Genomic DNA, 26,231 nt, shown 5'->3' with positions numbered 1-26,231 from the left:
TGACTCGGCTGAACGTATTTAATTTCTCGTGCTGACACGACGGGGTGACCGTCGCGGCCAGCCGAGGTGGCTCGACGCCGCTCGGAGCGCGTTACTCCTCTTGGGCGTCAACCACCGCGACACCGGCCAAGTTGACGATATCTTTCACTTCGTCGCCGCGCTGGAGGACGTGGACCGGCTTGTCCATGCCGACGAGCATCGGGCCGATTGCCTCCGCGCCGCCGAGACGCTGGAGGAGTTTGTAGCCGATGTTGCCCGCTTCGAGGTTCGGGAACACGAGGACGTTCGCGGGGTCGTCGAGTTCCGCGAAGTCGTAGGTGTCGGTCAGCATCTCCTCGACGAGGGCGGTGTCGGCCTGCATCTCGCCGTCCACCGGGAAGTCCACGTCTGGGTCGGCGTGCAGTTGTTCGACCGCGTCGCGGGGCTTGCGCGTCCCCTCGTTCGTGACGCTCCCGAAGTCGGAGTACGAGAGCAGGGCCGCGCGGGGGTCGACGTTGAACCGCCGGGCGAGTTCGGCGGTGTGTTTCGTCACCTCGGCGAGCACGTTCTCGTCGGGGTCGAGGTTGACCGTCGCGTCGGCGCAGAAGATGACGCGGTTCCGGAACGTCAGCATGTAGACGCCGGCGGCGTAGTCGGCGTCGTCGGCCGTGCCGATAATCTGCAGCGGCGGGCGGAGCGCCGAGGGGTAGTGATGCGTGAGACCGGTCAGCATCGCGTCCGCGTCGTCCATGGCGACCATCACGCTGGCGAAGTAGTTCGAATCGCTCCGCACGAGTTCGGCAGCCTCCGTTCGGGTGAGGCCCTTGCGCTGGCGGCGCTCGTAGAGGTGGTCGACGTAGTGGTTCCACTGACCGCTTTCGGGGTCGGCGATGGTCGGGTCGAAATCGAGACCGAGGTCCTCGGCGGTGCGGAGAATCTCCTTCGTCCGGCCGACGAGGATGGGTTCGGCGATGCCCTCTTCGACCAACTGGCTCGCGGCGCGAATCATCTTCTCGTCTTCGCCCTCGGCGAGAACGACCCGCTTGGGGTTCGTCGCCGCCTTGTTGAGGACGACGCGCATCATCTCGCGGGACTTCCCGAGGCGGGCCTCCAACTCCTCGCGGTAGTCGTCGAGGTCGCGCTCGCGGCGGGCCGCGCCGCTCTCCATGGCCGCCTCGGCGACGGCGGGCGTCACCTCGTAGAGGACGCGCTGGTCGAGCGGCTTGGGGATGAGGTAGTCGGGGCCGAACTGCAGCGGCCCGTCGCCGTAGGCCTTGACGACCGCGTCGGGCACGTCCTGTCGGGCGAGGTTCGCCAGCGCCTCGGCGGCCGCGCGCTTCATCTCCTCGTTGATTTCGGTGGCGCGTACGTCGAGCGCGCCGCGGAAGATGAACGGGAAGCCGAGGACGTTGTTCACCTGATTCGGGTAGTCCGACCGTCCGGTGGCCATGATGACGGTGTCCTCGCGGGCCTCTTTCGCGTCTTCGTAGGCGATTTCGGGGTCCGGATTCGCCATCGCGAAGATGATGGGGTTGTCGGCCATCGACCGCACCATCTCCTGGCTCACGATGCCGCCGACCGAGAGGCCGACGAGCACGTCCGCGCCCTCGATTGCGTCTTCGAGGTCGCCGTCGTCGACGCCGCGGGCGAACGGTTCGGCGTACTCGTCGAGTTCGCCGGCCTCGGCCCGCGAATCCGAGAGAACGCCGTCGATGTCGCACAGCGTGATGTTCTCGTGGGGGATGCCCAGCGAGACGTAGAACCGCGCCGTCGCGGTCGCGGCCGCGCCCGCACCGGAGAAGGTGACGTTCAGCGACGACAGGTCCTTGTCCGCGATGTCGGCGGCGTTGAGGAGCGCCGCGCCGGAGATGATGGCCGTGCCGTGCTGGTCGTCGTGGAACACGGGGATGTCCATCCGGTCGCGCAGGGATTCCTCGATTTCGAAGCACTCGGGCGCACGGATGTCCTCCAAGTTGATGCCGCCGAACGTCGGCTCCATCGCGGCGACCGACTCCACGAACGCTTGGGGGTCGTCGTGGTCGAACTCGACGTCGAACACGTCGATGTCGGCGAAGCGCTTGAACAGCACGCCCTTGCCCTCCATCACCGGCTTCGACGCCTGCGCCCCGATGTCCCCCAGCCCGAGGACGGCGGAGCCGTTCGAGACGACGCCGACGAGGTTGCCCTTCGCCGTGTACTCGTAGGCCGCCGTCTCGTCGTCGGCAATGTCGCGACACGGCGCGGCCACGCCCGGCGAGTACGCCAGACTCAGGTCGCGTTGGGTGTTCGTCGGCTTCGTCGTCGCTATCTCCACTTTCCCCGCGGGCGGCCGCCGATGGTAGTCCCGGGCGTCGTCTTCGAGCGTCATTGCTCGTGATGGGAACGGTAAGATAGGTAGAGTCTTCGCTCCGACAGAGGCGTTCGTAGAAATAATCATGTAGAATCAGGCGACACGGAACCGGGATTTCGCGCCGAGGAGGCGAGCGAGCGGAGCGAGCGACGCGGGTCGCGACGCGGAGGCCGACTCGCGCGCCGCGCAGTCAGCGGAGCGACTCGTGCGGCATCGTGTACAACTGCACGCTCTCCGCGATAGACACCTCCTCGAAGTGGCTCTCCGTCGCGAACAGGTCCGACACGTCTTCGACCTGCTCGACCGGATAGATGTGCTTCGCGCTCCCGTAGCCGTGATAGACTTCGACCGGCACGGCGAACGCAACCTCTCCCTCGTCGACTTCGACTGTCGCCCCGGACGTCAGTCCGTCCTCGTCGTCGGCGATTGTACAGATGTTCGACGGTACGGTTTCCCCTGCATCGTATCTCTCTTTGGCCATGCGTTGACAACCCACACAATTTTTCATTACTATAAGCAGTACCGCTCCCTACCCATACTCCGGAGGCGTACCGCTCAAGTTTCAGCCATATGTCCAACGAGCACCGTGATAATTATTACTCAACCCACAGAACTAACAGGCTATTTGATACGTCTAACGCGGGGTTTTCACCGGTCGTCGGCCTGCCGTGCCGCAATTCTAGGTCAGTCACCGGTTTTTGGACACGGCCACCGAGCGCGATGCTCGGGCCATCTACACGCGAACCAGTCGGAACCGACACCCGCTAGTCCGGTGCAAATCGATGCGTTCGTCGTCGCGTGGTCACGCGTAGATGTCTTTAATCTGTCTGGTCCTTTCGGTGGTATATCAACGAGTTTTGGACCCTTCGACCGATAGTCAGCTTTCGGATAGTTCGTCCCCTGTTCGGTCGTCGAACGCGAGCCGAGCAGGACGCGGAGGCGAGCGTGCGTGCAACCACGACACACTCAGCGGAGCGCGTCGTGTGGAATCGTGTAGAGCCGAACTTCGTCTTCGACCACCACCTCGTCGGTTTCGGCGTTCGTGACGAACAGGTCCCAGATGCGTTCGACTTGCTCTGTCGGATAGACGTGCTTGGCGCTCCCGTACCCGTCGTAGACGTCGACGGAGACGGCGAACGTTATCTCTTCTTCCTCGGCGGGGACCGAGCAGATGTCCGCAGGTACTGTTTCACCCACTTCGTAGTGTGTAGCCACCATATTGTATGGAACGTTCTTGTCAGCACCTACGAATCCGCACGTTCACGGGTACTGAAGGCACTCATTCGGTTGGAAGTCCATGTGACAGCCAATAATTGTTTCTCCGAATGACAGTGATGTGTCCATCAGCGTCGACGAGTCGGAGAGGGGAAGTATCGTTACCGATTCGCACATCTAGTGTAACAAACTTAAAGGTATTATACTCATCGACTCTGCTCTGAGAGACTTCGAGAACGGTTCTCGAAAGGGGTCAGTAGAAAGCCGCGGAGTCCGTCGAAAGCGCGGGACAGTCAATTGTTTCCAACGAACCATACAATTATACTATTTCAATAACCACTTGCGGCCGATGCGAGCACGGATAGCCATTACACTAGGGGCAGCGCTGTTCGTCTGCTCGGTCGCATTGGTTGGGGTTAGTGCGGCAGAGGAGATACAGCAGCAACCGGATACAGAGGTACAACCGATAAACGAAAGCGGGGTCCTCGAGGTGGTGTTTATCGACACGGGCTCGGGGGCAGACTATCACTTCGAAGGGGGTGACGTGGACACGTCGTCGCTCCCGCGCGGGGAGTATCTCGTCGTCACCTACACGCGGACCGACGACGGCATCGAGAAGCAGACCGAACGCGTCGAGCTCTCGGACGATTCAACGGTCACGGCGACCGACGCCGAGTCGTCCGACGAACTCCTCAGTTCGTTCAATCACGACTCGAACGCGGAGATAGAAGTGGCCGCGAGCGTCGCCTACGAGTACGGCGAACCGTCGTACGACAGCGACGGTACTGTCGACATCCGCGTGAGTGCGGTGAACGTGACGACCGAGGAGTACGTGCCGGCGAACACGTCGCTCACGGTCGAAGTCGAGACGCCGAACGGCACGGACACGTTCAACGTGACGACCGGTGAAAACGGGACAGCGGTCGTCGACTACGACCTCACCGGCCGCGACGACGGCGAGTACCGAGTGTTCGTTACGTCGGACGTGAGCGGCTATTCGGGCTACGCGAGCTTCACCGCGGGCGCGAGAGCCCAGCTCGTTCCGCAGTACTACCGCCAGACGACGCCGCGGAACAGCACCGTGGACGTTGCGGTCCACACGAGCGTCGACGGGGAACCAACGACCGGCGACCCGGTCCACGTCGAGATTCGGGCACCCGACGGAAGCGTAACTGAGCGGAACGTGACGACGGGGACCGACAGTTTCGCTCAACTCACGTTCACGACGACGCAGACGGGGCCGTACGTCGTTCGCGCGACCGGGCCGAACGGCGAAACCGAGCGTGCGACCATCGATTCGGCGGCGTACATCAGTACTGTCAACATCCCGGGTTGGTGGGAGCTTCGGCCGGGCGAGCGCGCGTCGATTTCCGGAACGGTCCTCACCGAGACGGGCGAACCGCTGGCGAACGAAGAGATAACGCTGCGCGTCGAAAACGAGAGCGATGCAGTTCTGGAGACCCAGACGCTCACGACGACTGCCGGCGGCCAGTTCGTGACGTCGTGGGACGTGCCGGCGAACCAGACGGAGTACCGCGTCCACTACGACGTCACCCTCGAGACGAACGGCGTCCGAATCGCTGAGGACGCCGAACTCGAAGTCGAAAACCGAACGAGCGAGGACGACGAACCGGTGCCGGACGAGCCGGCGGCCGAGGTGGAAGTCCGGACAGGCGGTGACGTCAGCCCGGACGGAAGCGCGACGGCGACGGTCATCGTCGAGGAAAACGGCACAGCCGTGAGTAATCAGGACGTTCGCGTGCTATCCGGGGTCGAGGCGACGGTTCTCGACTACCAGACCGTCACGACGAACAGCACCGGAGCGGCGAGCATCTCGTTCGACCTGCCGCAGTCGCTTGCGAACTACCACAACAGGAACATCCGACTGCGCGCGACGACGACCGTCAACGACAGCACGGTCGTCGGCTACGGCTACACCGACATCTCACAGGGCGAAACCGAACTCGACGGAGCGTTCGGAGCCGAAGCCGGCCAGTCGGCGAACGGTTCGATATCGTTCACCGACGCGGATGGCTCGCCCGTCTCGAACGCGCCCGTCGCGTACGTCGGTGCGCGTGACGGCCTGCGAGCCGGCGTGTTCGCGACCGGGCTGGTGACGACGAACGCGAGCGGGCAGGCGTCGTTCACCTACGACGTGCCCGCTGACGCGCAGCTCTCGGTCGTGCTCGCAGCGGACAGTCGGACGCGGGACTTCAACTACTGGACGTCGCCGTCGCTGAGCCAGTACGGCGTGAACGTCCGCGTCGGGGACCGCGGGAACGGCTACACCGAAGTCGCCCCCGGCGAGACGGTGACAATCAACTACGACGTCCCCGACGAGACGGTCGAGGGCGGCGTTCTCACCGTCTACTCGTGGGATAACGAGGCGGAAGAACGCGTTCTCATGACCCGCACGTTCGAACCGGGCGAGAACGCGTCGGTCACGATTCCGGCGACGACTGAAGCAGACGGCTACTCCGCGATGGTCCAGACCGTCACCGCAGACGGTCGGCTCTCGTCGGACGAGGGCTACATCGACGTCAATCAGGACGCGGAGCCGGTCCGCGAGACCACGTCCGTCTCCGGTCGCATAACGACGACCGACGGGACGCCGCTGGTCAACGACACGGTCGCGTTCTTCGACGAGTCGCCCAACACGCCGGCGGCCGCCGCGACGACGAACGATACCGGGTTCTACAACACGACGCAGGCCATCGCCGAATTCGACCAGTCGGTGCTTCAGGACACCGAGTATCACGTCGGATTCTATCAGTTCAACGGGAGCGAGTCGGCCGCCAGAGCCGACGCGTGGCCGCGCGACGGCGTCGCGGACGTCTACGCGGTCGACCGAATCAACACGTCACAGACGACGACCGTCGATGGTGAGATTCCCGAGGGCCACGTTCTCAACGTCTCCGTGACGGCCGAAAACGGGACCACGGTCGAAGATGCGCGGCTGCGGATTACACACGCCAACGGCCCCGCGGAGGCCGTGTTCGGAGGGCAGACGAACGGTGACGGACTGCTCACCCTCAGTAATGCATCCCGTCCCGGCGTGGAAGTCACCGGCAACGTGACCGTCGAGGTCCTGCCGCCGGCGGACTCCGACGCGTACGAGGAGACGATTCAACAGCAGCGCGCCACCGTGACGAGCGACACCGAACTCTCGTTCACGCTCGCGCCGAACGAGACCGACGGGTCGGAGTCGAACCTGACGGGATTCGTGGAGGCCGCCGACGGAACGGTTCCGCCCGGTGAGGTCGCGCTCAACACTCGTCTCGGCGCACCCGACGGCGACGTGTCGTCGCTCGGACCGAGCGGCGAATACGACCTGACGGCCGCCCGCGGAGCGTATCAGGTTTCGTTCGTCCAGCCGAGTAGCCAAGTCGACGGGGTGCCGGACCTCTACCCGCTCCACCGCGTCTACGCCGACGACTCGATGCACCTCGGGAGCGATGAACTACCGAATGCCAACCGCCTCAACGTGACCGTACTCGACCGGCAAGGTGACCCGGTCGACGACGCGACGGTCGTCGTCGCCTACGGCGGAAACCGCGTGTTCGACTCCGTCAGCGGGGAGACCGACAACGACGGCCGCCTCATCTTCGGCCAGACGCAGGGTGTCGAAGTGGCCGGCCCGGACGCGGTCCCCAACGATTACGGCGGCAACGTGCAGGTCCAAGTGTACGGGCCGAACGAGACGTTCGTCGGGACACGGCTGAACGTCACGTCGGATACGGACCTCACGCTCCGGTTGACTGACCGTGTAGACGTCACCGGACAGTTCGTCCGGGCGGACGGCGAACCGGCGGTCAACCGGACCGCGGTCGTCCTCGGCGATACGAACGGAACGTCCGGCGGCGGCTTCGCTCGCACGGCCGACGACGGGTCGTTCAGCGTGGCAGTCGCGGAAAACGGAACCTACAGCCTGAAGTTCAGACAGGAACGCTACGCAGAAGAGGGAACGAGCTTCCCGCGTGACGCCGTCCCGGACGTCTACGCGGCGACGTCGATCAACGTGGGGACCGCCCCGCACGACGCCGGAACAGTCGCGCTCCCCGAGGCCCACCGGCTCAACGTCTCTGTCGTCGACGCGAGCGGCGACCCGGTCGAGAACGCCCGCGTTACCGTCGATCACCGCAACAACGGTTCGGTCGGCTTCGTCTCCGGAAGCACCCTCCCGAACGGGACGATGGTGCTCGACGCGACCGGTCGCCCCGGTGTCGAACTCGTCGGCGACCTTCGGCTGACCGTCGAAGCGCCGCCGAACGCGACCGACCTCGAAGGTCTCGAGACCACCGAGACGCTCTCGCTCGACGACGACCGAACCGTGACCGTCCAGTTGGACGACGACGAGGACGACGAGAGCAACACAACGCCGGATGCGGTCGACGTTCGCGCGCTCGCGACGCCGACGACCGCGAGCGTGAACGAGACGGTGACCGTCGACCTCGTCGCGACGAACGTCACCGACGGCGTCGGCGCGTTCGAAACGACGCTCAACCTGACGAACGGCACGGCGGGAACGATTACCGACGTGACCGTCCTCGGCTCGCCGAACGGGACGGATGTCAATCGCGGCCCGGAGAACGACTCGGTCGCAATCGACGCGTTCGGCATGGACACGGCGCAGAACGGGACCGTCACCTTCGCTCGCGTGAACGTCACGCTCACGTCCGCCGGAACGTCCGAACTCGCAGTGTCGGAGACGGTGCTGGGAAGCGAACCCGGAACCGAGTACGACATCGGCTCCGAGAGCGGTGTGAGCCTCACCGCGGTTGCGCTAGAGCCGGTCGGCGCATCGGACGACGTGCCGACTGACCCGGACGGCGACGGAACGTTCGAAGACGTCAACGGCGACGGAAACGTGACTGTCTCCGACGTGCAGGCCATGTTCGCGAACCGGAACAGTCCGGCCATCACGGACAACGCCGACGCGTTCGACTTCTCCGGTAACGGCGAGGTCAACATCGTCGACGTACAGCGGTTGTTCGTCGATATTCGGGACTGAGACAGCACCCTCGCGGGAGCCCCCGCGACGGGACGTTTTTTCTGCGGGCCACCGGTCGCTCGTCCTCGTGGGTCGGCGTGTGGAGCCTCCGTCACCACGAGCGTTCGAACGGCGACCGCTCACCACGGGTGCGAGCCGAGCGTGCGGGGATGCAACGGCGGACTGGAACGCGGTCACACCCAGCGTTCGGACAGGGTGGCGGAAGAAAGAGAACCAACCGGTCGCCGACGGCACGGCCACGAGCGACCGTGGAAGCGGCGTGTCGGGTGTCAGGCGGGACGGCCGCGAACGTCGGCGAAGAGACGCTGCACGTCGACGATGTTGATGTCACCGTCCCCGGTGAAGTCGAACGCGCCGCGCTGCTGTCGGAGCGCGTCGTCGTCTCGGTTCGCGAACATCGCCTGCACGTCCGAGACCGAGACGTTCCCGTCGCCGTTGATGTCCTCGTAGACGCCGTCGTTGTCAACGTCCGTCGGGAGGCGGTCCGCGACGATTGCGGGCGGTCCGGTGCGCTGTCCAACGGTCACCGACGTGTTAGACACGGTCCCGACGGTGTATGGCTCGTTATCCTCGTCGCCGAGCGCCGTGACGGTCGCTTCGAGCGTCGCGGTTCCGCTGCGAGTCCCGCGAACCGTCACCGTCGCAACGGTGACCGCGCCGGTGTCAGGCGTGTCAGCCGCCGCTGCGGTGATAGAGATTCGGTCTCCGTTCGGGGCGATATCGACCGACTGGAAGCCGGGGTCGCCGGCGAGCGTCGCGTTTTCGAAGGTGACCGGCGAGCCGTCAGCCGTCGAAACCGAGACGTCGTACGACCGGACGCCGTTCGTGACGTTCTCAACGACGATATCGACCGCAGTCTCGTTATCCCGCGAGATACGGGTCGACTCGGGGTCCAACCGCACCGTAACGTCCTCCGAGTCGCTCACCGCGGTCACGTTCACGGTGTCCGAGTCGGTGTTCCCGGCGGCGTCGGTTACTCTGAGTTCGACAGCCGTCGTTCCGGGGCGAGCGAACGACGTGGTCACCGTCGGGGTCTCGGTCGTTCGCTCGACGGCTCCGTCCCCATCGAGGTCCCACTGATAGGTGTCGATACCGACGTTGTCCGTCGAACCGCTCGCGTTCAGCGTCACGGTCGTGTTGACCGGTGTCGTCAGGTCGTCGCCGGCGTCTGCGACCGGAGCGGACGTATCTTCGCCGGCGTCGGCGTCACCGACCGTCAGCGACCCGTTCACGGTCCGCGACACCGAGTACGCGACGTTGTTGCTGTCGCCGAGGGCGTTCACACGGAGCGCGACCGGCGTCGTGCCCGTGCCGTTGGCGGTGAAGGTCACGGTCGCAATCGTCACGTTCGACCCGGTTGCGGTGTCAGCGGTCCCGGCAGTGATACGAACCCGCTGGCGGTCGTCTCCCGGGGTGACGTCGGAGAACCCCGGGTCACCCTTGAGTTCGACGTCGGCAACGCTAGCGACGCCGTCCCGCTCAAGCAGGACCGAAACGTCGTAGGACCGGACGCCCTCCGAAGCGTTCTCGACGACGATATCGACCGTCGCGGTGTCGTTCGCTTCGACCGACTGGTTTACCGGTGAGAGACGAACGGTCGTCTCACCTGCGGCCTGTGCGAGCGGGGCGAACGCGAGGCTCCCGGCGACCGCAGCGAGCAACACGACCCCGACGAGCAGCGCGCGAGTGTGGAATGACATCGTGAGTGGTTAGAGTTGGTCGAAGAGCGCGGAGACGTCGATGACGTTGAACGCGCCATCTCCGTTGAAATCGAAGAAGCGACCGTGCTCCTGTACGGCCGCGTCGTTTCGGTTATCGAAGAGCGCAGAGACGTCGATGACGTTGAACTCGCCGTCTCCGTTGACGTCCTCGTAGACGCCGTCGTCGTCCGGGTCGGTCGGCGAGTTACGGTCGGACCCTATCGCGGGCGGTCCGGACTCGACGGTGACCGTCGTGTTATTGACCGCTGTGACCACGTACGCGTCGTTGTTCTCGTCACCGAGCGCCTGGACGGTCGCACGCACGTCCGTGGTTCCGGCGGCGTCGGCGAGGAGCGTTACGTTTGCAATCACGACCGACCCGTTGTCGGCCGTGTTCGCGGCGCCCGCGGTCACCCGAACGGATGTGCCGCCGTCGGAGACGTTCGCGTTCGAGAACTGCGGGTCGCCGGCGAAGGAGACGTCCTCGACGGCCGCGACCGACGCGTTCGAGACGTGCAGCGTCACGTCGTACGAGCGGACACCGTCCGTGGCCTGCTGCACGACGACGCTGACGTTCGTCCGCTGGCCGGCCGTCGCGACCGAATCGGACCGGAGGTCGACCGTCGTTCCGGTCTCGTTCGAGACGGTGACGGTGACGGTGTCCGTGTCGGACTTCCCGTCGCCGCCGCGGTCGGTCACCGTCATCTCGTAGGTGTACTCACCGGGCGTCGTCAGCGTCACCGACCCACTCGCACCGGACGGCGTCGGAATGTCACTCGTCGGTGCCGAGACGATCTCCCAGTCGTACGCGAGTTGTTCGTCCTCCGGGTCCGACGAGTTGGTCGCATCGAGCATCACGTCCGACCCCGCGCGAACTTCGTCGGGCGACGCCGTGACCGAAGCGGCCGGCGCTTTGTTGACGTCTCCGACGTTCACGGTGACGGTGGCCGTGTCGGACTTCCCATCGCCGCTACGGTCTGTCACCGTCACTTCGTAGGTGTACTCGCCGGGCGTCGTCAGCGTGACATCGCCGCCGGAACCCGATGGTGTCGGAGCATTGTCGACAGGAGCAGACTGGACTCGCCAGTCGTACGTGAGGCGCGATCCCTCGGGATCCGAGGAGTCGCTGGCGTCGAGTGTGACCGACTGGCCTTCGTCGATAGTCGATGGGGACGCCTCTACTTCCGCCGTCGGCGCTTCGTTAACATCTCCAACGTTCACGGTGACCGTAGCTGTGTCGGACTTCCCGTCACCACCACGGTCGGTTACAGTCACCTCGTAGGTGTATTCTCCCGGCGTTGTCAGCGTGACATCCCCACCGGAGCCCGATGGTGTCGGAGCATTGTCGACGGGTGCGGAGACAACCTCCCACGAGTACGTCAGCGCCTCGCCCTCAGGGTCCGAGGAATCGCTAGCGTCGAGCGTGACCGACTGTCCCTCGTCGATAGCCGACGGCGAGGCCGTGAGCGAAGCGGTTGGTGTCGGGTTCACGTCGGCGACGGTCACGGTCACGGTGTCCGTGTCGGACTTCCCGTCACCGTCGCGGTCAGTCACCGTCACTTCGTAAGTGTACTCGCCCGGCGTCGCCAGCGTCACCGACCCGCTCGCACCGGACGGTGTCGGCGCATCGCCCGCCGGTGCGGAGAGCACGCGCCACGAGTAGGCGAGTTGTTCGCCCTCCGGGTCGGACGAATCGCTGGCGTCGAGCGTGACCGACTGTCCCTCGTCGATAGTCGATGACGAGGCGGTGAGTGAAGCGGTCGGAGCCGGGTTCACGTCGGCAACGGACACCGTGACTGTCGCCGTATCTGACTTTCCGCCGCGGTCAGTCACCGTCACCTCGTAGGTGTACTCGCCCGGCGTCGTCAGCGTGACATCCCCGTTCGCACCGGACGGCGTCGGCGCGTCGCTCGTCGGGGCGGAGACGACCTCCCACGCGTACGAGAGGCTCGTTCCGTCCGGGTCAGACGACCCGCTTGCGTCTAAGGTAACCGATTGGCCCTCGTCGATTTCCGTCGGCGTCGCGGCGAGCTCCGCAGTCGGTTGTGCGTTCGTGTTTTGAACGGTGACGGTGACCGTGTCACTCGCCGTGGCGTGGCCATCGTCGGCGGTGACTTCGAACGTTAGTTGACGGCTGCTACTGTCGATTTCGGGCGCTTCGAACGTCACCGAGCTGCCGCTTCCCTCCGCCGTTCCCGGGCCGCTCGTCTGCGTCCACGAGTAAGATAGGGAGTCGCCGTTATCGTCGCTCCCAGACGCCTGTAGAGTGAACGACCGACCCTCGTTGACCTCATTCGGGCCGGACGCCGCAACCGACGGACGGGCATTGACCTCGAACTCAACCGACTCGCCGACGCGGTTCGTCAGCGCTCGGAACCCGTTGTCGTCCTCGACGTACGCCTCGACGCGGTAGTCCCCCGCCGGGAGATCGAGTCGGAGTTCACCGCCGCGGTCGGTGTACGTCTCCGTCGCGAAGTCGGTGCCGTCGATACCGGCGACGACCCACGTCGTTCCCGAATAATCGATGTTCCCGTCGGGGTCCATCGAGTCGTAGATATCGAGCGTGACCGTCGCGCTGCCGCCCGCCGGGGCCGAGACGACCGACCCCGGACCGTCGATTCGCGGGTACGGACGCCTGTTGACGTGGAGCGTCTCTCCCTCAGTGACGCTCTGTCCGCTTGAGTCGGTAACCCGGAGGGTCACGTCGTAGTCGCCGCCGTCGCGGTAGACGATGTCGATAGACTCCCCGGAGTACTCGTACTGGCCGTCACCGTCGACGTCCCAGTCGTACGACCTGATTCGATTATCGTCGCTCGCCGAGGCGGTCATCGTGACTGTCTCGCCGTTGTTCCCGTTCCTGTCGTCCGGGTTCGGGACCGACGGGTCGAAGCTGATGTCGTCGATGACCGGCGGGTCGTCAGACTCGGTGACGCCCACGGTAAACTGCCGCGTGGTGTCGGAGGAGTCGTCGGACGCCGCGTATATCTCGATCGGCGGGTCGCCGACTCCGCTTCGGTACTCACTGGGCGTGTACTGCACGTCCTGTTCGAAGTAGCCCGAGCTGTTGGTTCGGGCGCTGCCGGACGCCACGAGCGGGTTCGAAAGCAGGTCGTCCTCTCTCAGTTCCCACCCCGCGAACGTGTCCGAACCCCAGCCGAAGAGCGTGACGCGAGTCGTGTCTCCTTCGACGACGGGCGTCTCGACCGAGTCGTCGGCGAGGTAGATCGTGCTACTCGTTCTGCCCTTGTTGACCGACGTGGACTCGATATCGTCCTTGAGGAATCCCCGCAACACGACCGCCCGAAGTTCGACGCCGGGGTCGGTAAACGACTCGTCACTGGCGGCGTCGTCCAGCTCGTCCCCCGGAACGCGAATGGTCGTCTCTCCCGAGTCCGACGTCACCGTCTTGGAAGCTAACTGTTCGTCCGAAAGCTCGGTCACGTCTTCCTCGTAAATCCAGATTTCGTAGGAGCTCTGTCCGGACAGCGAGTAGTCCACAGTAACGGACACCGGCTGGCCGCTCGCAATCGAATCGACCGGTACGTCGTACACCGTCGTGTTGACCGACGTGATACTCACCGAGCCGGATAGCGCCGCCTCGACCGTCCCGTTCGTCGCCTGCGCTTGAATGTCGCTATCGTTTGCCCGTGGTGTTTCAGTCTCGTTCGTCTCCGGTGTCTCGGTCTCATTCACCGGAGTTTCGGTGGTGTTCGACTCCGGAGTCTCCGTCTCGTTCACCGGGGTTTCGGTGGTGTTCGACTCCGGAGTCTCCGTCTCGTTCACCGATGTTTCGGTGGTGTTCGACTCCGGAGTCTCCGTCTCGTTCACAGGTGTTTCGGTGGTGTTCGACTCCGATGTCTCCGTCTCATTCACCGATGTTTCGGTGGTGTTCGACTCCGATGTCTCCGTCTCATTCACCGATGTTTCGGTGGTGTTCGACTCCGGAGTCTCCGTCTCGTTCACAGGTGTTTCTGTGGAATTCGACTCCGATGTCTCGGTCTCGTTTACCGGAGTCGAAGAATTGGGTGTTTCGTTGTGTTCAGTCACTCCCTCCGAATCTTGCGACTCGTCGGTCTGGTTGACTGGCGTCGTAGTTTGATTCGGAGTCGAATTCGATTCGTTAGAAAGCGACGAGTTGGTTGTTGTCGAAGGAGAGAGGGACGAGTTGGTCGTATTTGTCGGTGATGACTGTGTTGCGTTCGAGCCGTTCTGCGTATGTACCACGCCCTGTCCGGCGCCGTCGCTCGCGAGGTTCGCCGACTGCACAGAATCCGTCGGAGCCCCGGATACGACAGTCGGTGAGACGAAACCGACGACTCCCCCGGAAAGAACAATTGCTGCGAGTATGAGCGAAACGGTACCCTGCCAGAGCGTTTTATACCCACTAGTCATGATTGACTAAATACATTTTGGCCGATATAAATGTCAGGGTGTGTCCACATACTGCACACAAACGACCCCCCGAGAACGGCGGAGCGTGCCGCGGGGAGGCACACGGCCGGCGCGATTTCGACTACACGGAAAAGCGGGTGACTGAATTGGCGCAGCGAACAGCGGGAGATACGTCAGCGGTCGCTACCGCGTCGTCTCACCGTCCGCCGCTTCCGAACTCGCTCGACAGGATGCCGGGGAGGTCGGTCAGCCAACTGACCGCCGCACAGACGACCATCACGCCGACCGCGGCCATGTAGCCCCAGACGGTGAGCGCGTCGAGCACGAAATCGATAGCGACGAAGCCCGAGAGGATGATGGCACCGCTGACCGCCGCCGCGACGACGACGAACAGCGCACCATACGCCCGGACCGGACTGTCTACCATACGGAGAAATGTATATTCAAAAACATAAATGTGAAGATTGCTTTGCATTATGACAACGGGACTGTACACAGTGCAGGCGGCGACAGCGCTCGGCGGGAGAGACGACAGCGGGATAAACACGACCGACCGCTTGTCCGTGAGAAAATGGTCAGTCGGCCTCGGTAGTGGTGGTGGGTCTGTGGAAGGAACACCGAGGCTCGGTTTGTCCTGACCAGATTCATATCCATTAGGCGTGCCTAAATACATATCGACGCGGGAGAATATTCAGTGCTCGCGTCGTCTCTCGGTGACTATCGCGCGGTACGCGTCTGGACCGGAACGCATCACACCCTCGATACCCTCGGGACCGAACCGTCCGCATCGACCGAGGTATTTTTGATTGACACGTTCGATGGCGTAGGTATGGTCCCCCAGTCACCGACGGGCATCGAACCGATTCCAAGCATCGAAGGCCGCCCCGTGTACACCGCCTCGGGGAACCGGTTGGGCGAGGCAGTCGACCTCTGTGTCGACCTCGACGACGACCGCGTGACCGCGCTTCTCGTCTCGGTCGAAGACCCTCCCGAGGGAATGGAAGTCGGCCCTCGGGGGATCCGGGTCCCGTTCAGGTCCGTGCGGGGGATGGCCGACATCATCGTCCTGACGGGCGACCCCGGTATCGAGGCCGCCGACTGATCTCGAACACCGGTTTTTCGACCGTCCACGCAGCCAACGGGCACATACGTTGATATACTCCCGACGACGACCGTATAGCGGGCGGTCGTGTTGGTCAGGATGTGGACAGCGCGATTGCCCAGTCACGGCGGCCCGTCCCGCCTGCACGCCTCTGACAGACGGTCGGGCCCCGACCGTTCAGGCCGCGCGTCGCGAGGCCCGCGACCCGCACTGACGGTCGAGAGACGCCGAAAGCTGTTGTAGATACGTTGATACGAGTGGGTCGAGTAGGCGACGTATGAGCCTCTACGAGTCGATTCACCAGTTCGTCGGTGAACACGAGACGCTCCGGTCGGTCAGCCACTACGAGGAGATGACGGTACTTCTGACCGAGACGCGACTCGTGCAGATTCGACACGACGGCGAGCAGGCGACCCCCGAGGAAGTCCGGGAGGTGCGGACGATACAGCTCAACCGCCCCATCTTCGCCGGCTGTTCGGTCGAACTCGAATCGGACCGGACCGTCGTCGGCTTCCACGACAGCGCCGGCGAGACGGTTCGGCTGGTCACGCTTCCCGTCCGTGACTTCGAGTTCGCGGCGACGTTCTCGGCTGTCGTCGGCGACGCGGAAGCCGGCGCGCCCTTCATCGAGCGGTAATCAGATCAGCCGACTGGGGCGGCGACGAAGGTGAAATCGGACGTTCGCGACATCGTGACAACCTATTTACGTGATAACGACGAACGGTCGAGCGACGTGGAACGCCCCGCTCGCTGTGCTTACAAGCACGTCTTCGACGCCGACGACGAGACGGGTGCCGACGAATCGCCATCCGTGTGGCGGTGTCCGCACCCCGCGAGCGGTGCGGCCGACCGCTGTCTCTTTCACCGCCCCGTCGGCGAAACGCGACCCGCGGCCGTCACCGAGGCGCTCCGCGAGACGATTGCCGACCCCGAACGGCCGTCGGCGTTCGTCGGCGGGTCGTTCGAACGCATCGACCTCGCAGGGCTGGCGCTTGCCGACGACGCGCCGCTCGACTTCCGCGGCGCGATGGTGAAAGGAGATATCGACCTGCGCGACGCGGCGCTCGAGGGCCCGCTGCGGCTCGACCGCGTCTCGGTGGGCGGCGCGGTGTGCATGCAGCGGCTCGACGCGCTCGCGACAGTCACCTGTCGCAATCTCCAGGTCGGGGACCGCTGGGTGCTCTGCGAGTCGCGCTTCGGCGAGCGCTTCGACGCGACCGGCTTCAGCGCGGGGGCGGTCGTCGCGACCGAGGCGCGCTTCGAGGGCGGGGCGACGTTCCGGAAGGGCGTCGTCGACGACGACGTGTCCGTCGCGGAGGCGCAGTTCGGCGGGCCGGCGTGGTTCTCCCACACCCGACTGGGCGGTCGCCTCGACCTCGGGAACGTCGCGTGCGACCGTCGGCTCTCCCTCGCGCACTGCCGCGTCCGCGGGAACATCGTCGCCGCGTCGGCGACCGTCGACGACGGCCTCTCGCTCGAACACCTGACGGTCGACGGCAAACTCGACGCGACGCGACTCACGGTGGACGGCGGCATCGACGCGACGAGCGCCGGCTTCGGCGGCCGGATCGACTGCACGGGGCTCACCGCCCGCGACGGGACCGTCGACTTCACGCACAGCGCGTTCGACGGCCCGGTCTACTTCGACAACGCGACCGTCGAGGGGCGGGCGCTCCGGTTCCGGAGCGCGCGGTTCGAGTCGGGACCGGCGTCGTTCGTCCGCGTGACCGTGACCGGCGGCCTCGACCTCTCCGACGCGGTCTGTTCCGCCGAGTCACCCGTGCGCGTGGTCGAAACCACGGTCGGCGGGAGCGTCGTCTGCGACCACGCGCGCTTCGGCGACGAGGTGTTCTGTTCGGGCGTCCGCGTCGCGCGCGACGTGGACTTCTCCGACTGCACCGTGGGTTCGCTCGTTTTCGGGGTGGAAATCGAGGGCCGACTGGACTTCGCGTACACGCACGTGACGGACGCCGCGGCCTTCGGCGACACCGTCGTCCGCGGGCCCGCTCGGTTCACCAGCGCGCGGTTCGACGCGGACCCCACGCTCACCGAGGCGACCCTCGGCGATACGGTCGCGGCCTACGACATGTCCGTCGAGCACGCCGGCGGACAGTAACGGTGCGCCGGCGGGTCGTGACGGGGCGTCGGGTCGGACGCCGACGGCGGTACGAACCCCGAACCCGGCGAACATTATATGTCGCGCGGGAGAGTGGTCTGAGGCATGTCGAGTGACGGGCAGAACACCCTCATCGCCCTCTACCGGCGGTACGTCGACGCCGACCCCGACGAGACGACCGTCTATGCGGGCTTCGCGCTGTTCTTTACGGCTATCGGACTGCTCGCCGTCGCGCTCGCGGCGGTGGTGTGGAGCGGCGGCATCCCGCCCGAGAACATCTTCAAGTACGAACTCCGCGAGGTCGCGGGCGTCACCGGCGCGCTCGGGATTCCCCTCCTCCTCGTCTCCGTCGTGGTCCTACTTCCCTCCCAGTACCGGTTCCCGACGGTCCTCGCGGGCGCGGGGCTCCTCGTCTGCGCGGTCGCCGTCGTCCAGTTCGTCGGCGCGTACCCCCACAACTGGAACGTCTCCGCGAGCGCCGACCAGAGCGGCCGCATCGTCGGCATCTACTCGCTCGGCGCGGTGGCGGTCGTCGCCGCGAGCGGCACGTCGCTCGTCGGCTTCCAACTCGCCCGCGCGAGGACGAGCGGCCCCGCCGCGGGCGGGAGCGACGCGGAGACCGAGGCGACCGACGACGGCGAGGACGAGGAAGCCGTCTCCGCGCAGGTTCGCCGCGACATGGACGAGGCGATGTCGAACACCGAACTGTCGTGGGGCGGCGTCCGCAAGACCGAGACCACCCGCCTGAAGCTCGATACCTCCGCCGTCGACGACGTGGACCGGGCGAGCTTCGAGAACGCCAAGGTGACCGAGACGCGCGGCGGCGGGGTCGACGACGCGGTCGCCGGGCTACAGGGGCTCCGCGGCGGGAAGAAGGACACGGCGGTCGGCGACAGTACGGACGACCAGGCCGCCGCGCTGGCCGAGCTTCGGAAGCAACAGCAGGCGGAGGCCGAACGCGAGGACTCGGACGGCGTGGTCGACCGAATTCGCAGACTGTTCTCCTGAGTCGTTTCGGGACGCCGGGCCATCGGTTCGGCGTTGGATTCATTGGCGGAAGTGAATGTCAAAAGCGCATACAGATTTATGCGACAGCCCTACGACGCGTGAGGTATGGCGAAAGGCCTTGACGTAGGTACCATGAACATCCTGTCCGCGAGCCAGGATGGAAGTGAGACCGTATTTGTCCAGCAGCGAAACTCGTTCGTCGAAATCGATTACAGCGACATGGCGGAGCAGATGCTCTCGCGGAGCGACGTGCTCCACATCCGCAAGGACGACAAAGTGTACGTCGTCGGCGACGACGCGCTCAACTTCGCGAACATCTTCGGCAAGGAGACGCGCCGACCGATGCAACACGGCATCCTCTCCAGCGAGGAGTCCTCCGCGATTCCGATGATCAAGCTCATCATCGAGCAGGTCGTCGGCTCGCCCTCCCGGCCGAACGAGCGCCTCTTCTATTCGAGTCCGGCGGACCCCATCGACTCGGACCTCTCGACGCTGTATCACGACAAGACGCTCGAATCGATGCTCGGCGACATGGGCTACGACCCCGAACCTATCAACGAGGGGATGGCGGTCATCTACAGCGAACTCGCCGACAACAACTTCACCGGTCTCGGCGTCTCCTTCGGCGCGGGCATGACGAACATCTGCCTGGCGTACTACGCGGTGCCGGTCATGCAGTTCTCCATCGCCCGCGGCGGCGACTGGATCGACCAGCAGACCGCCCAGGCCACCGGCACGGCCGTCGACAAGGTCACGTCCATCAAGGAAGACGACTTCCAACTCGACTTCCGGACGGACGTCGGCGGCGTCGAGGGCGCGCTGTCGATTTACTACGAGAACCTCCTCGACTACGTCATCGAGAACATCGAGCGCGAGGTCGACGAGGAAGACATCGAGGAGGGCCTCGACGTGCCCGTCGTCGTTACCGGCGGCACCTCCAGTCCGAAAGGCTTCGAGGAGCTGTTCGAACACCACCTCGAAGACTCGACGATTCCGTTCTCGGTCAACGAGGTCCGGAGCATCGACCGCCCGCTGTACAGCGTCGCCCGCGGGTCGCTCGTCGCCGCCCGCTCCGAAGAGGAGTCCGGCGGGAGCGCCTCGGAACCAGAGCCCGAACCGGAACCCGAAGCAGAAGCCGCGCCGGAATCGAACTGAGCGCCGACCCGAACTGACGCACCCGACCGGACAGTACGTCACGACCGAGGTCGACGCGCCGCCGGGAGCGCGCGAGCGAGCGCGTTACTCGTCTCCCGTGCGGTCCCCGCGGTCGCCGTCCTCCCCGTTTTTGCGCTGGTAGTCGCTGGGCTCGCGGTCAGCGGCGTCGCTGTCACCCGTCTCGTCGGCCTCGACGGCTCCGGACTCAGCGACACCTTCAGTCGCGTCGCTCTCGTCGGTGGCGACGTCGTCCGCCCCGTTGGCGTCGTCAGCCTCGTCGCCCCCGGGTTCGGACTCGTTGTCGCCGTCAGCGGACTCGTCGTCACCGCCTTCGTCTCCAGCCGCCACGCCCTCGTCGCGCTCGCGCGCCCCGCGGACCGCCCGTGCGTGAAAGCGGGCTATCGCGTCGTCCCACGACTCTCGGTTCGGCGCGTCACGCTCGTGGACCGTCTCGACGCCGACGAAGCCGCACCGCTCGCAGTAGCGCGCCGCGCGGCCGTCGAGCGAGAGCGTCGAGAGGGGCTGTGAACACCGCGGACAGGTCATGCAGTTTGCCGGTGGTTCTCGCCCGGGTCGTATAGAACTACCCCGTCGGCGGCGGGGCCGAAGAACCACGTGTGACAGTCCGCTAACAGAAGATTCACCATTAATGGCGTGCCACAAAGAGACGATGAAGGTCCTTTGCTTCGGAGTTGGACAAGCGGGTGGGAACGTTCTCGACGCCCTCCTTCGGTACGAACAGCGCACGAACGCCGACTACGTCGTCGACGCGGTGGCGTACAACACCGCGTCGGCGGACCTCCGCGGCCTCGACCTCGTCCCCGAGGAGAACCGCATCCTCTTCGGCGCGGACGAGGTGAGCGGTCACGGCGTCGGCGCGGACAACGAACTCGCCGCCGAACTCGCCGAGCGCGACAGCCGACAGCTCCTTCGCGGCACCGACGGCGCACCGACCTCCACGGCCGACGCGTTTCTCATCTTCGCCGGTCTCGGCGGCGGCACGGGAAGCGGTGCGGCCCCCGTGCTCGCGAAGCACCTCCAGCGCATCTACGAACAGCCCATCTACGGCGTCGGCATCCTCCCCGCGGCCGACGAGGGGGCGCTCTACTCGCGCAACGCCGCGCGGTCGCTCAAGACGTTCGTGGACGTGACCGACCACGTGTTCGCGTTCGACAACGGGGCGTGGGCGAACGCCGGCGAGGACGTCTCGGCGGCCCACGACTCGATGAACGAAGAGCTGGTGCGACGCCTCGGCATCCTCTTCGCCTCGGGCGAGGTGAGCGAGTCGGGGACGGTCGGCGAAAGCGTCGTCGACTCCTCGGAGGTCATCAACACCCTCCGCGGCGGCGGCATCTCGACCATCGGCTACGCGGCGAGCGAACTCCCCGAGAGCGACGACGGCGGCGGGTTCAGCATCAAGGGACTGCTGGGCGGGGGGTCGTCGTCGGTGGACGAACTCGACTCCATCAACCGCATCACGACCCAGACGCGGAAGGCGGTGCTCGGTCGGCTCACCCTCCCGTGTGACGTGGATTCCGCGTCCCGCGGGTTGGTCGTCGTCAGCGGCCCGCCCGAGTGGCTCAACCGGAAGGCCATCGAGCGGAGTCGGACGTGGGTCGAAGAGCAGACCGGGAGCATGGAGGTCCGCGGCGGCGATTACCCGCTCCCCGAGTCGAACCACGTCGGCGTGCTCGTCCTCCTCGGCGACGTGTCGCGGAGCGACCGCGTGGCCGAGGTCCGGTCGACCGCCGTCGAGGCCGAGCGGGACCGCCGTGACCGCGAGGCCGACGACACGAGCGCCGACGCCGGCGGCGATGCGGAGGGCGTCGTCGACGAGCGCCTCGATACGTTGTTTTAACCCGGTCGCGTCGCAGACCGCCGCCGAAGCAGGGGTGCGGCCGGCGGCGGTTCGTTCCGGAGAAAGTGTCAAATACTCTCTCGGCGAACAGCTAGGTGCGTGTCTGAGACCAGCATAGCGGCGACGCCGCGCATCCTCGCGTACGGCCCGCAACCCGCGGATTCGGCGATAGCACAGTCCGACGTGGACGTGGAGTTCGTGGAGTCGAGCAGAGAGTTGTTCGAACGGTTGACCGAGGCACCGACCCATCTCGTCATCTGCCTCCACGCCCCGCCGGTGTTCGACGGCGTCGAGGCGGTCAAGGGTATCCGGCGGTTCGACGCGACGGTCCCGGTGGTGCTGGCGTCGCGAATCCAGAACACGATGCTCAACCTCCAAGCGGTACAGTCGCAGGTCACCTGGAGCGTGAACCTCGCGGGCGAGGGCCCCATTGAGGAGGCGCTGTTAGACCTCGTCACCGACGCGAGAGAGTGGTTAGAACGGCAAGCGGAGTAGTCACCGAACCCAGTCGGGACCGGTCAGTCGTCGGTCGACGGGAAGTCGAAAGGGCCCAGCGTCTGCTCCGCCTCGTCGGCCGCGTCGGCGGCCGGGAGCGAGACCCGTCCGAGTTCGTTCTGTACGGCCCACAACCGCTCGAAGAGCCGGTCGAACTCGTCGTCCGCGTCGTCCGGGAGGTCGCGAGCGCACTCCCACAGGAGTTCCTCGGCGCGGTCGACGTGAGCCGTCGCCCGCTCGAGTGCGTCGCTGGGCCGTCGTGCCGGTGTGTGTTCCGCCATAACAGGGAATACGATACCGAGGAGCATAGTCGTTTCAATAGATGTAATAGGTGTAACATCGTTACATCTTCTGAGAGATTGTTCTTCAGATTGACAATCAGAACCATTTATATATTCGAAGTGATTGTGTTTAGTTGGATGCAGCACCGTACAGAGTAACCCCTCGGACGCATCCACTTGACCGAACTCATCCCCCCTTCCCCCTTCCCCTTAGGTTCGGTCACCCCTTTACGGGGCGAAACTGTTCTCAAGAGTCACATCCGCCGGACGAGAAGCGCGGCCGACCGAACCGCCGTCAGTCGGTGTGTACAAGGCGCTCCACGTCCTACGGACGAGTAGGCTCTGGAGACCGTCGCATGAATCAGAATCTCTGGTACGCCGGCGTCCTCATCGTGGTGCTCGGCGTCACCCTCGCCGCGGTTCCGACGGGCAGTTTTAGTTCGGTCTCCGGACAGCGGCCGGTCGACGTCTCGGTCGTCGACGACGACCGAGCCCTCGTCGCGCTCGAACCGACCGGCGAGGTCGTGACGAGCCCCGGCCGCGGCAACGCCGTGGCGGTCGGGTCAATCGTGAACAACCTCGGCACCGACGTGACCGTCGACTACACCGCCAGATTCGACGTGAACGCGCTTTCGCTCGCGCAGTCGGGCGGCTCTCCGACGCTCAGCCGGAGCGGCGAGCACCAGGTGACGGCCTACTGCCGGCGACCGAACGCGGGGAGCGGCGTGGCGACACTCGTCGTCGAAGTCGATTCCGCGCAGGCGGACGGTGTCTCTATCTCCGGTGCGACGCTCGAAGCGCGAGTCGAGTACGATTGCACGAGCGGGAACAGCGGCGGGAACCCCGGGAACGGCGACGACGACCCCGGGAACGGCGGCGGCAACGACGACGGAGATAGCGGCGACGGGAGCGATGGCGGCGAAGGCACCCCACCGGGGCCGTCGAACGGCGTCGCCTACGTCGACAGTGACGAGGACATCGCCTACGACGACGGCGAACGCGTCCTGACCGAACAGGAGGTCGCGACGTTCAACGACGACGACGCGGTGCTCGTCGTCGGGACCGATAACGGCACCATCGACAACAGTTGGCGCTCCATCGACATCTCGGCCAAGCGCGTCGTCGTCACGCACACGACGTTCACGAGCGGTGATTCGGTCGACATCGAGGCGGAGACGAGCATCGAGTTCACCGACGTGACGGTCAACTCCGACTGGGGCCAGGTCACGCTCTCGGGCGAGTCGATAACGCTCCGTCGGTCGACGATAGACGCGAAAAATGGGAAGATAGAACTCGCGGCCGACAGCGGGACGCTCGACGTGCGCGAGAGCGCGGTCCGGGGGAAGAACGACAAGGTCGAACTGACTGGAGAGACGATTGAGGCCGGTGGCGCGACCATCCGGAACACGAACGACGAAATCGAACTGGCGGCCGACGACGGTCCCGTGAACGTCACGGGAGCGACGCTCGACAACCGGAACGGCAAGGTCACCGTCTCGGGCGAGTCGGTTCAGGCTCGCGGCGCGAGCATCAGCGCGCGAAACGGGAAAATCGACCTCGCGGCCGACGACGGTCCCGTGGACATCCGCGACGCGAGCCTCCAGAACCGGAACCGCGACATCGAGGTGGGCGGGGAGACGGTGTCGGCCCGGAACGCCTCGATTACGGTCGTCAACGGACAGATTTCGCTCGACGCCGACGACGGCCTCCTCGACATCGAGGACGCGACGGTCCACGGGGAAAAACAGATTGACCTCACCGGCGAACGCATCGGTGCCGCGGGCGCGTCTATCAAGACGAAAAACGCCCAGATCGACCTCCAGTCGGGGGTCGGCGACGTGACGCTCGACGGCGCGACGGTCAAGACGAAGAACGCGCAGATTACCGTCGAATCCGCGGGCGACCTCCGCGCGAACGAGAGCGTCTTCGAGACGACGAACGCGGACGTGTCGCTTTCGGCCGACGGCGACGCGTTCCTCCGCGACGCCGACCTGCGCACCACGAACGCCGAACTCGCCGTCGAACTCGGCGACGCGTCGGCGACGCTCTCGGTCGACGGCCTCGAAATCCGAGACCGAGACGACACCCTCGACTACGACCCCGGCGGCGCGGGAGTGACCGGAACGCCGAGCGCCGGACAGGTTCGCGGGTAGTCGAAGTCGGGCGCGCGCGTACGCTGCAGACCACCGGCGTCCAGCGCACTCACAGATACTTGCGTCTGAACTGCTCGACGAGCGAGACGTTCCGGCCGGTCGAGCGCAACCGAATCGGGCCGAGACCGAGCGCGAGGACGCTCACGAAGAGCGTCACGAACGCCAACACGGCGTCGATAGCCGCGATTGCGAGGAACGGATGAACCTCGTGTAAACCGAGGATAACCGTCTGCGGAAGCGCGGGGACGTACAGTTGTTCGCGTATCTCGCGGTCGTACGCGCCGGTTCGGTCCGGCGCTTCGATGGTGAGCGTCGTGTTTTTCGACCCCTTCCCGGGGACCACAAACACGGACTGGCCGAACGAGACGCCCGGGTCGCGCGATTCGACGACGGTGATGACCGGAACGTAGCCGTTGTTCGTCAGGCGGTAGTCGACCGTCGCCGTCTCGCCGACGCCGACGACGAGCGGGTTCTCGTTCGGCGACTCGGAGCTCACGATGGTCAGTTCCGTCGGCCCCGACCCGAGAACCATACTCAACGTCGCGGGCGTGACGACGATGACGACGAGCAGGAAGAGGACGACGCCGCTCGTGTAGTAGTCCGGGCGGCGACGGCTGTGCGAGCTCTGTTTTCGGCCGCCGCCGGAGCCGTCGAACACGAGGCTCAGCGCGATGAGAATCCCACCGATAGCGACGAGGAACATCGGGGAGGGCTCCCCGTCGGCGGCGCTCTCGAACCCCGGGAGGCTCCCGAGGAGGTCGAACGCGCCAGTTGCGAGCCCGTTCACCGCCCCCACGACGGCACCGAGTTGCGGAATGACGACGACGTTCCCGTTCACCTGGAGCGCCTCGGCGACGATTTGGGACCGCTTGACCGGCGGCTCGACGCTCTCTTGGTCGGTGAAGGGGTTGGCGTCGCCGCGCGTGATGTACCCCTCTTCGGTCCACCTGACCACCCGGTGGGTCGTCAGCCCGCCGCCGTGGAGCTCTCGCGCGTTGAACACGACCACGTCGCCGGATTCGGGGTCTTCGAGGAACACCGACGGAACCGCGATGAAGCCGTCGCCGGACTCCATCGTCGGCGACATGCTCCCCGTCTCGACGTAGCCGAGGAGCACCGGCTGGCCGAGCGCCTGCCCGAACAGCAGCGCGACGACGGCGAGGACGAGGAAGCCGAGCACCGCGTATTCGAGGACGTCGCTGAGTTTCACGGCGTGTATTGAGACACTACGCGTGAATCCGTAATTACCTATCGCCGTCTCGCCCACCCGACAGCCCCCGCGAACGCTGCGCGCGCAGGCGTCGGCGGGGTCGCGACGCGTCACGAGTCGGGGACCATCGATTTCGATGTGCTAGTATATCATGTTCAATGGCACCATGAGTAGAGGGCCGAGTTACCAAGACCCATGAAAATCGG

At 65.4% G+C, this 26,231-nt stretch carries 19 protein-coding genes; 10 read left to right on the top strand and 9 right to left on the bottom strand.

All coding sequences use genetic code 11. The annotated features are described in order from the left end of the window. Positions 1 to 91: 91 nt before the first annotated feature. The 3 genes from BN984_RS01475 to BN984_RS01465 form a co-directional block, all read right to left on the bottom strand. Positions 92 to 2,347 carry an NADP-dependent malic enzyme gene (locus BN984_RS01475; protein WP_049967475.1) on the bottom strand — a complete coding sequence of 752 codons (2,256 nt, stop codon included), beginning with the start codon at positions 2,345 to 2,347 and terminating at the stop codon, positions 92 to 94. Positions 2,348 to 2,519: 172 nt separating this feature from the next. After that, positions 2,520 to 2,810 carry a hypothetical protein gene (locus tag BN984_RS01470; protein ID WP_049967474.1) on the bottom strand — a complete coding sequence of 97 codons (291 nt, stop codon included), beginning with the start codon at positions 2,808 to 2,810 and terminating at the stop codon, positions 2,520 to 2,522. Positions 2,811 to 3,295: 485 nt separating this feature from the next. Further along, complete coding sequence (locus BN984_RS01465; protein WP_008096243.1) at positions 3,296 to 3,547, bottom strand: hypothetical protein; 252 nt, start codon at positions 3,545 to 3,547, stop codon at positions 3,296 to 3,298. 490 nt (positions 3,548 to 4,037) lie between these two features. Between BN984_RS01465 and BN984_RS01460 the strand changes: the two genes are divergently transcribed. Further along, a complete protein-coding gene (locus BN984_RS01460) occupies positions 4,038 to 8,555 on the top strand; it encodes a DUF7382 domain-containing protein (RefSeq protein ID WP_244877438.1) in 4,518 nt (1,505 codons plus the stop codon). 269 nt (positions 8,556 to 8,824) lie between these two features. Here BN984_RS01460 and BN984_RS01455 read toward each other — a convergent pair whose 3' ends face one another. Then, positions 8,825 to 10,255 carry a PKD domain-containing protein gene (locus BN984_RS01455; protein WP_049967472.1) on the bottom strand — a complete coding sequence of 477 codons (1,431 nt, stop codon included), beginning with the start codon at positions 10,253 to 10,255 and terminating at the stop codon, positions 8,825 to 8,827. 9 nt (positions 10,256 to 10,264) lie between these two features. Further along, on the bottom strand, positions 10,265 to 13,834 hold the full coding sequence (locus BN984_RS01450) for a PKD domain-containing protein (RefSeq protein WP_181950673.1): 3,570 nt from the start codon (positions 13,832 to 13,834) through the stop codon (positions 10,265 to 10,267). Between the two features lie 124 nt (positions 13,835 to 13,958). Here BN984_RS01450 and BN984_RS19590 point away from each other — a divergent pair, with 124 nt between their 5' ends. Beyond that, the gene (locus tag BN984_RS19590; protein WP_181950672.1) at positions 13,959 to 14,354 is read left to right on the top strand and encodes a hypothetical protein; all 396 of its coding nucleotides are present in this window, start codon (positions 13,959 to 13,961) and stop codon (positions 14,352 to 14,354) included. Between the two features lie 489 nt (positions 14,355 to 14,843). Here the strand turns inward: BN984_RS19590 and BN984_RS01445 are convergent, their stop codons facing one another. Then, a complete protein-coding gene (locus BN984_RS01445; protein WP_008096255.1) occupies positions 14,844 to 15,074 on the bottom strand; it encodes a hypothetical protein in 231 nt (76 codons plus the stop codon). Positions 15,075 to 15,476: 402 nt separating this feature from the next. Here BN984_RS01445 and BN984_RS01440 point away from each other — a divergent pair, with 402 nt between their 5' ends. The 5 genes from BN984_RS01440 (at position 15,477) to BN984_RS01420 (ending at position 20,028) form a co-directional block, all read left to right on the top strand. Further along, positions 15,477 to 15,749, top strand: a complete 273-nt coding sequence (locus BN984_RS01440) for a PRC-barrel domain-containing protein (RefSeq protein ID WP_004976157.1) — start codon at positions 15,477 to 15,479, stop codon at positions 15,747 to 15,749. A 277-nt stretch (positions 15,750 to 16,026) separates the two neighbouring features. Then, positions 16,027 to 16,386, top strand: a complete 360-nt coding sequence (locus BN984_RS01435; protein ID WP_008096261.1) for a hypothetical protein — start codon at positions 16,027 to 16,029, stop codon at positions 16,384 to 16,386. A gap of 96 nt (positions 16,387 to 16,482) precedes the next feature. Then, entirely contained in the window at positions 16,483 to 17,865 is a 1,383-nt protein-coding gene (locus BN984_RS01430; protein WP_049967470.1) for a pentapeptide repeat-containing protein, read from the top strand. A gap of 105 nt (positions 17,866 to 17,970) precedes the next feature. Then, positions 17,971 to 18,873, top strand: a complete 903-nt coding sequence (locus tag BN984_RS01425) for a DUF7139 domain-containing protein (protein WP_049967469.1) — start codon at positions 17,971 to 17,973, stop codon at positions 18,871 to 18,873. A gap of 132 nt (positions 18,874 to 19,005) precedes the next feature. Then, positions 19,006 to 20,028: a cell division protein FtsA gene (locus BN984_RS01420; protein WP_008096267.1), complete on the top strand. Its 1,023-nt coding sequence runs from the start codon at positions 19,006 to 19,008 to the stop codon at positions 20,026 to 20,028. Positions 20,029 to 20,112: 84 nt separating this feature from the next. Here the strand turns inward: BN984_RS01420 and BN984_RS19860 are convergent, their stop codons facing one another. Beyond that, positions 20,113 to 20,574, bottom strand: coding sequence for a zinc finger domain-containing protein (locus BN984_RS19860; protein ID WP_008096269.1), 462 nt, complete (start codon positions 20,572 to 20,574; stop codon positions 20,113 to 20,115). A 124-nt stretch (positions 20,575 to 20,698) separates the two neighbouring features. Between BN984_RS19860 and BN984_RS01410 the strand changes: the two genes are divergently transcribed. Beyond that, positions 20,699 to 21,886, top strand: coding sequence for a tubulin/FtsZ family protein (locus BN984_RS01410; protein WP_049968564.1), 1,188 nt, complete (start codon positions 20,699 to 20,701; stop codon positions 21,884 to 21,886). Positions 21,887 to 21,985: 99 nt separating this feature from the next. Further along, on the top strand, positions 21,986 to 22,381 hold the full coding sequence (locus BN984_RS01405; protein WP_008096273.1) for a response regulator: 396 nt from the start codon (positions 21,986 to 21,988) through the stop codon (positions 22,379 to 22,381). A 23-nt stretch (positions 22,382 to 22,404) separates the two neighbouring features. Here BN984_RS01405 and BN984_RS01400 read toward each other — a convergent pair whose 3' ends face one another. After that, positions 22,405 to 22,662, bottom strand: coding sequence for a hypothetical protein (locus BN984_RS01400; protein WP_049967468.1), 258 nt, complete (start codon positions 22,660 to 22,662; stop codon positions 22,405 to 22,407). A gap of 356 nt (positions 22,663 to 23,018) precedes the next feature. Between BN984_RS01400 and BN984_RS01395 the strand changes: the two genes are divergently transcribed. Continuing rightward, entirely contained in the window at positions 23,019 to 24,815 is a 1,797-nt protein-coding gene (locus tag BN984_RS01395; protein ID WP_049967467.1) for a DUF4097 family beta strand repeat-containing protein, read from the top strand. 49 nt (positions 24,816 to 24,864) lie between these two features. Here the strand turns inward: BN984_RS01395 and BN984_RS01390 are convergent, their stop codons facing one another. Then, on the bottom strand, positions 24,865 to 26,025 hold the full coding sequence (locus tag BN984_RS01390; RefSeq protein WP_049967466.1) for a signal peptidase I: 1,161 nt from the start codon (positions 26,023 to 26,025) through the stop codon (positions 24,865 to 24,867). Positions 26,026 to 26,231 lie beyond the last annotated feature (206 nt).

The organism is Haloferax prahovense (assembly GCF_000723845.1).
Lineage (GTDB): Archaea > Halobacteriota > Halobacteria > Halobacteriales > Haloferacaceae > Haloferax > Haloferax prahovense.
The sequence above is the reverse complement of the archived record's forward strand: the minus strand, read 5'-3'. Positions and strand labels throughout refer to the sequence as shown.

What these genes read in the sequence shown, in the direction of transcription:
- BN984_RS01475 (WP_049967475.1), bottom strand. Translation starts at nt 2,347, where the DNA reads ATGACGCTCGAAGACGACGCCCGGGACTACCATCGGCGGCCGCCCGCG.
- BN984_RS01470 (WP_049967474.1), bottom strand. Translation starts at nt 2,810, where the DNA reads ATGGCCAAAGAGAGATACGATGCAGGGGAAACCGTACCGTCGAACATC.
- BN984_RS01465 (WP_008096243.1), bottom strand. Translation starts at nt 3,547, where the DNA reads ATGGTGGCTACACACTACGAAGTGGGTGAAACAGTACCTGCGGACATC.
- BN984_RS01455 (WP_049967472.1), bottom strand. Translation starts at nt 10,255, where the DNA reads ATGTCATTCCACACTCGCGCGCTGCTCGTCGGGGTCGTGTTGCTCGCT.
- BN984_RS01445 (WP_008096255.1), bottom strand. Translation starts at nt 15,074, where the DNA reads ATGGTAGACAGTCCGGTCCGGGCGTATGGTGCGCTGTTCGTCGTCGTC.
- BN984_RS01440 (WP_004976157.1), top strand. Translation starts at nt 15,477, where the DNA reads ATGGTCCCCCAGTCACCGACGGGCATCGAACCGATTCCAAGCATCGAA.
- BN984_RS01435 (WP_008096261.1), top strand. Translation starts at nt 16,027, where the DNA reads ATGAGCCTCTACGAGTCGATTCACCAGTTCGTCGGTGAACACGAGACG.
- BN984_RS01425 (WP_049967469.1), top strand. Translation starts at nt 17,971, where the DNA reads ATGTCGAGTGACGGGCAGAACACCCTCATCGCCCTCTACCGGCGGTAC.
- BN984_RS01420 (WP_008096267.1), top strand. Translation starts at nt 19,006, where the DNA reads ATGAACATCCTGTCCGCGAGCCAGGATGGAAGTGAGACCGTATTTGTC.
- BN984_RS19860 (WP_008096269.1), bottom strand. Translation starts at nt 20,574, where the DNA reads ATGACCTGTCCGCGGTGTTCACAGCCCCTCTCGACGCTCTCGCTCGAC.
- BN984_RS01410 (WP_049968564.1), top strand. Translation starts at nt 20,699, where the DNA reads ATGAAGGTCCTTTGCTTCGGAGTTGGACAAGCGGGTGGGAACGTTCTC.
- BN984_RS01400 (WP_049967468.1), bottom strand. Translation starts at nt 22,662, where the DNA reads ATGGCGGAACACACACCGGCACGACGGCCCAGCGACGCACTCGAGCGG.
- BN984_RS01395 (WP_049967467.1), top strand. Translation starts at nt 23,019, where the DNA reads ATGAATCAGAATCTCTGGTACGCCGGCGTCCTCATCGTGGTGCTCGGC.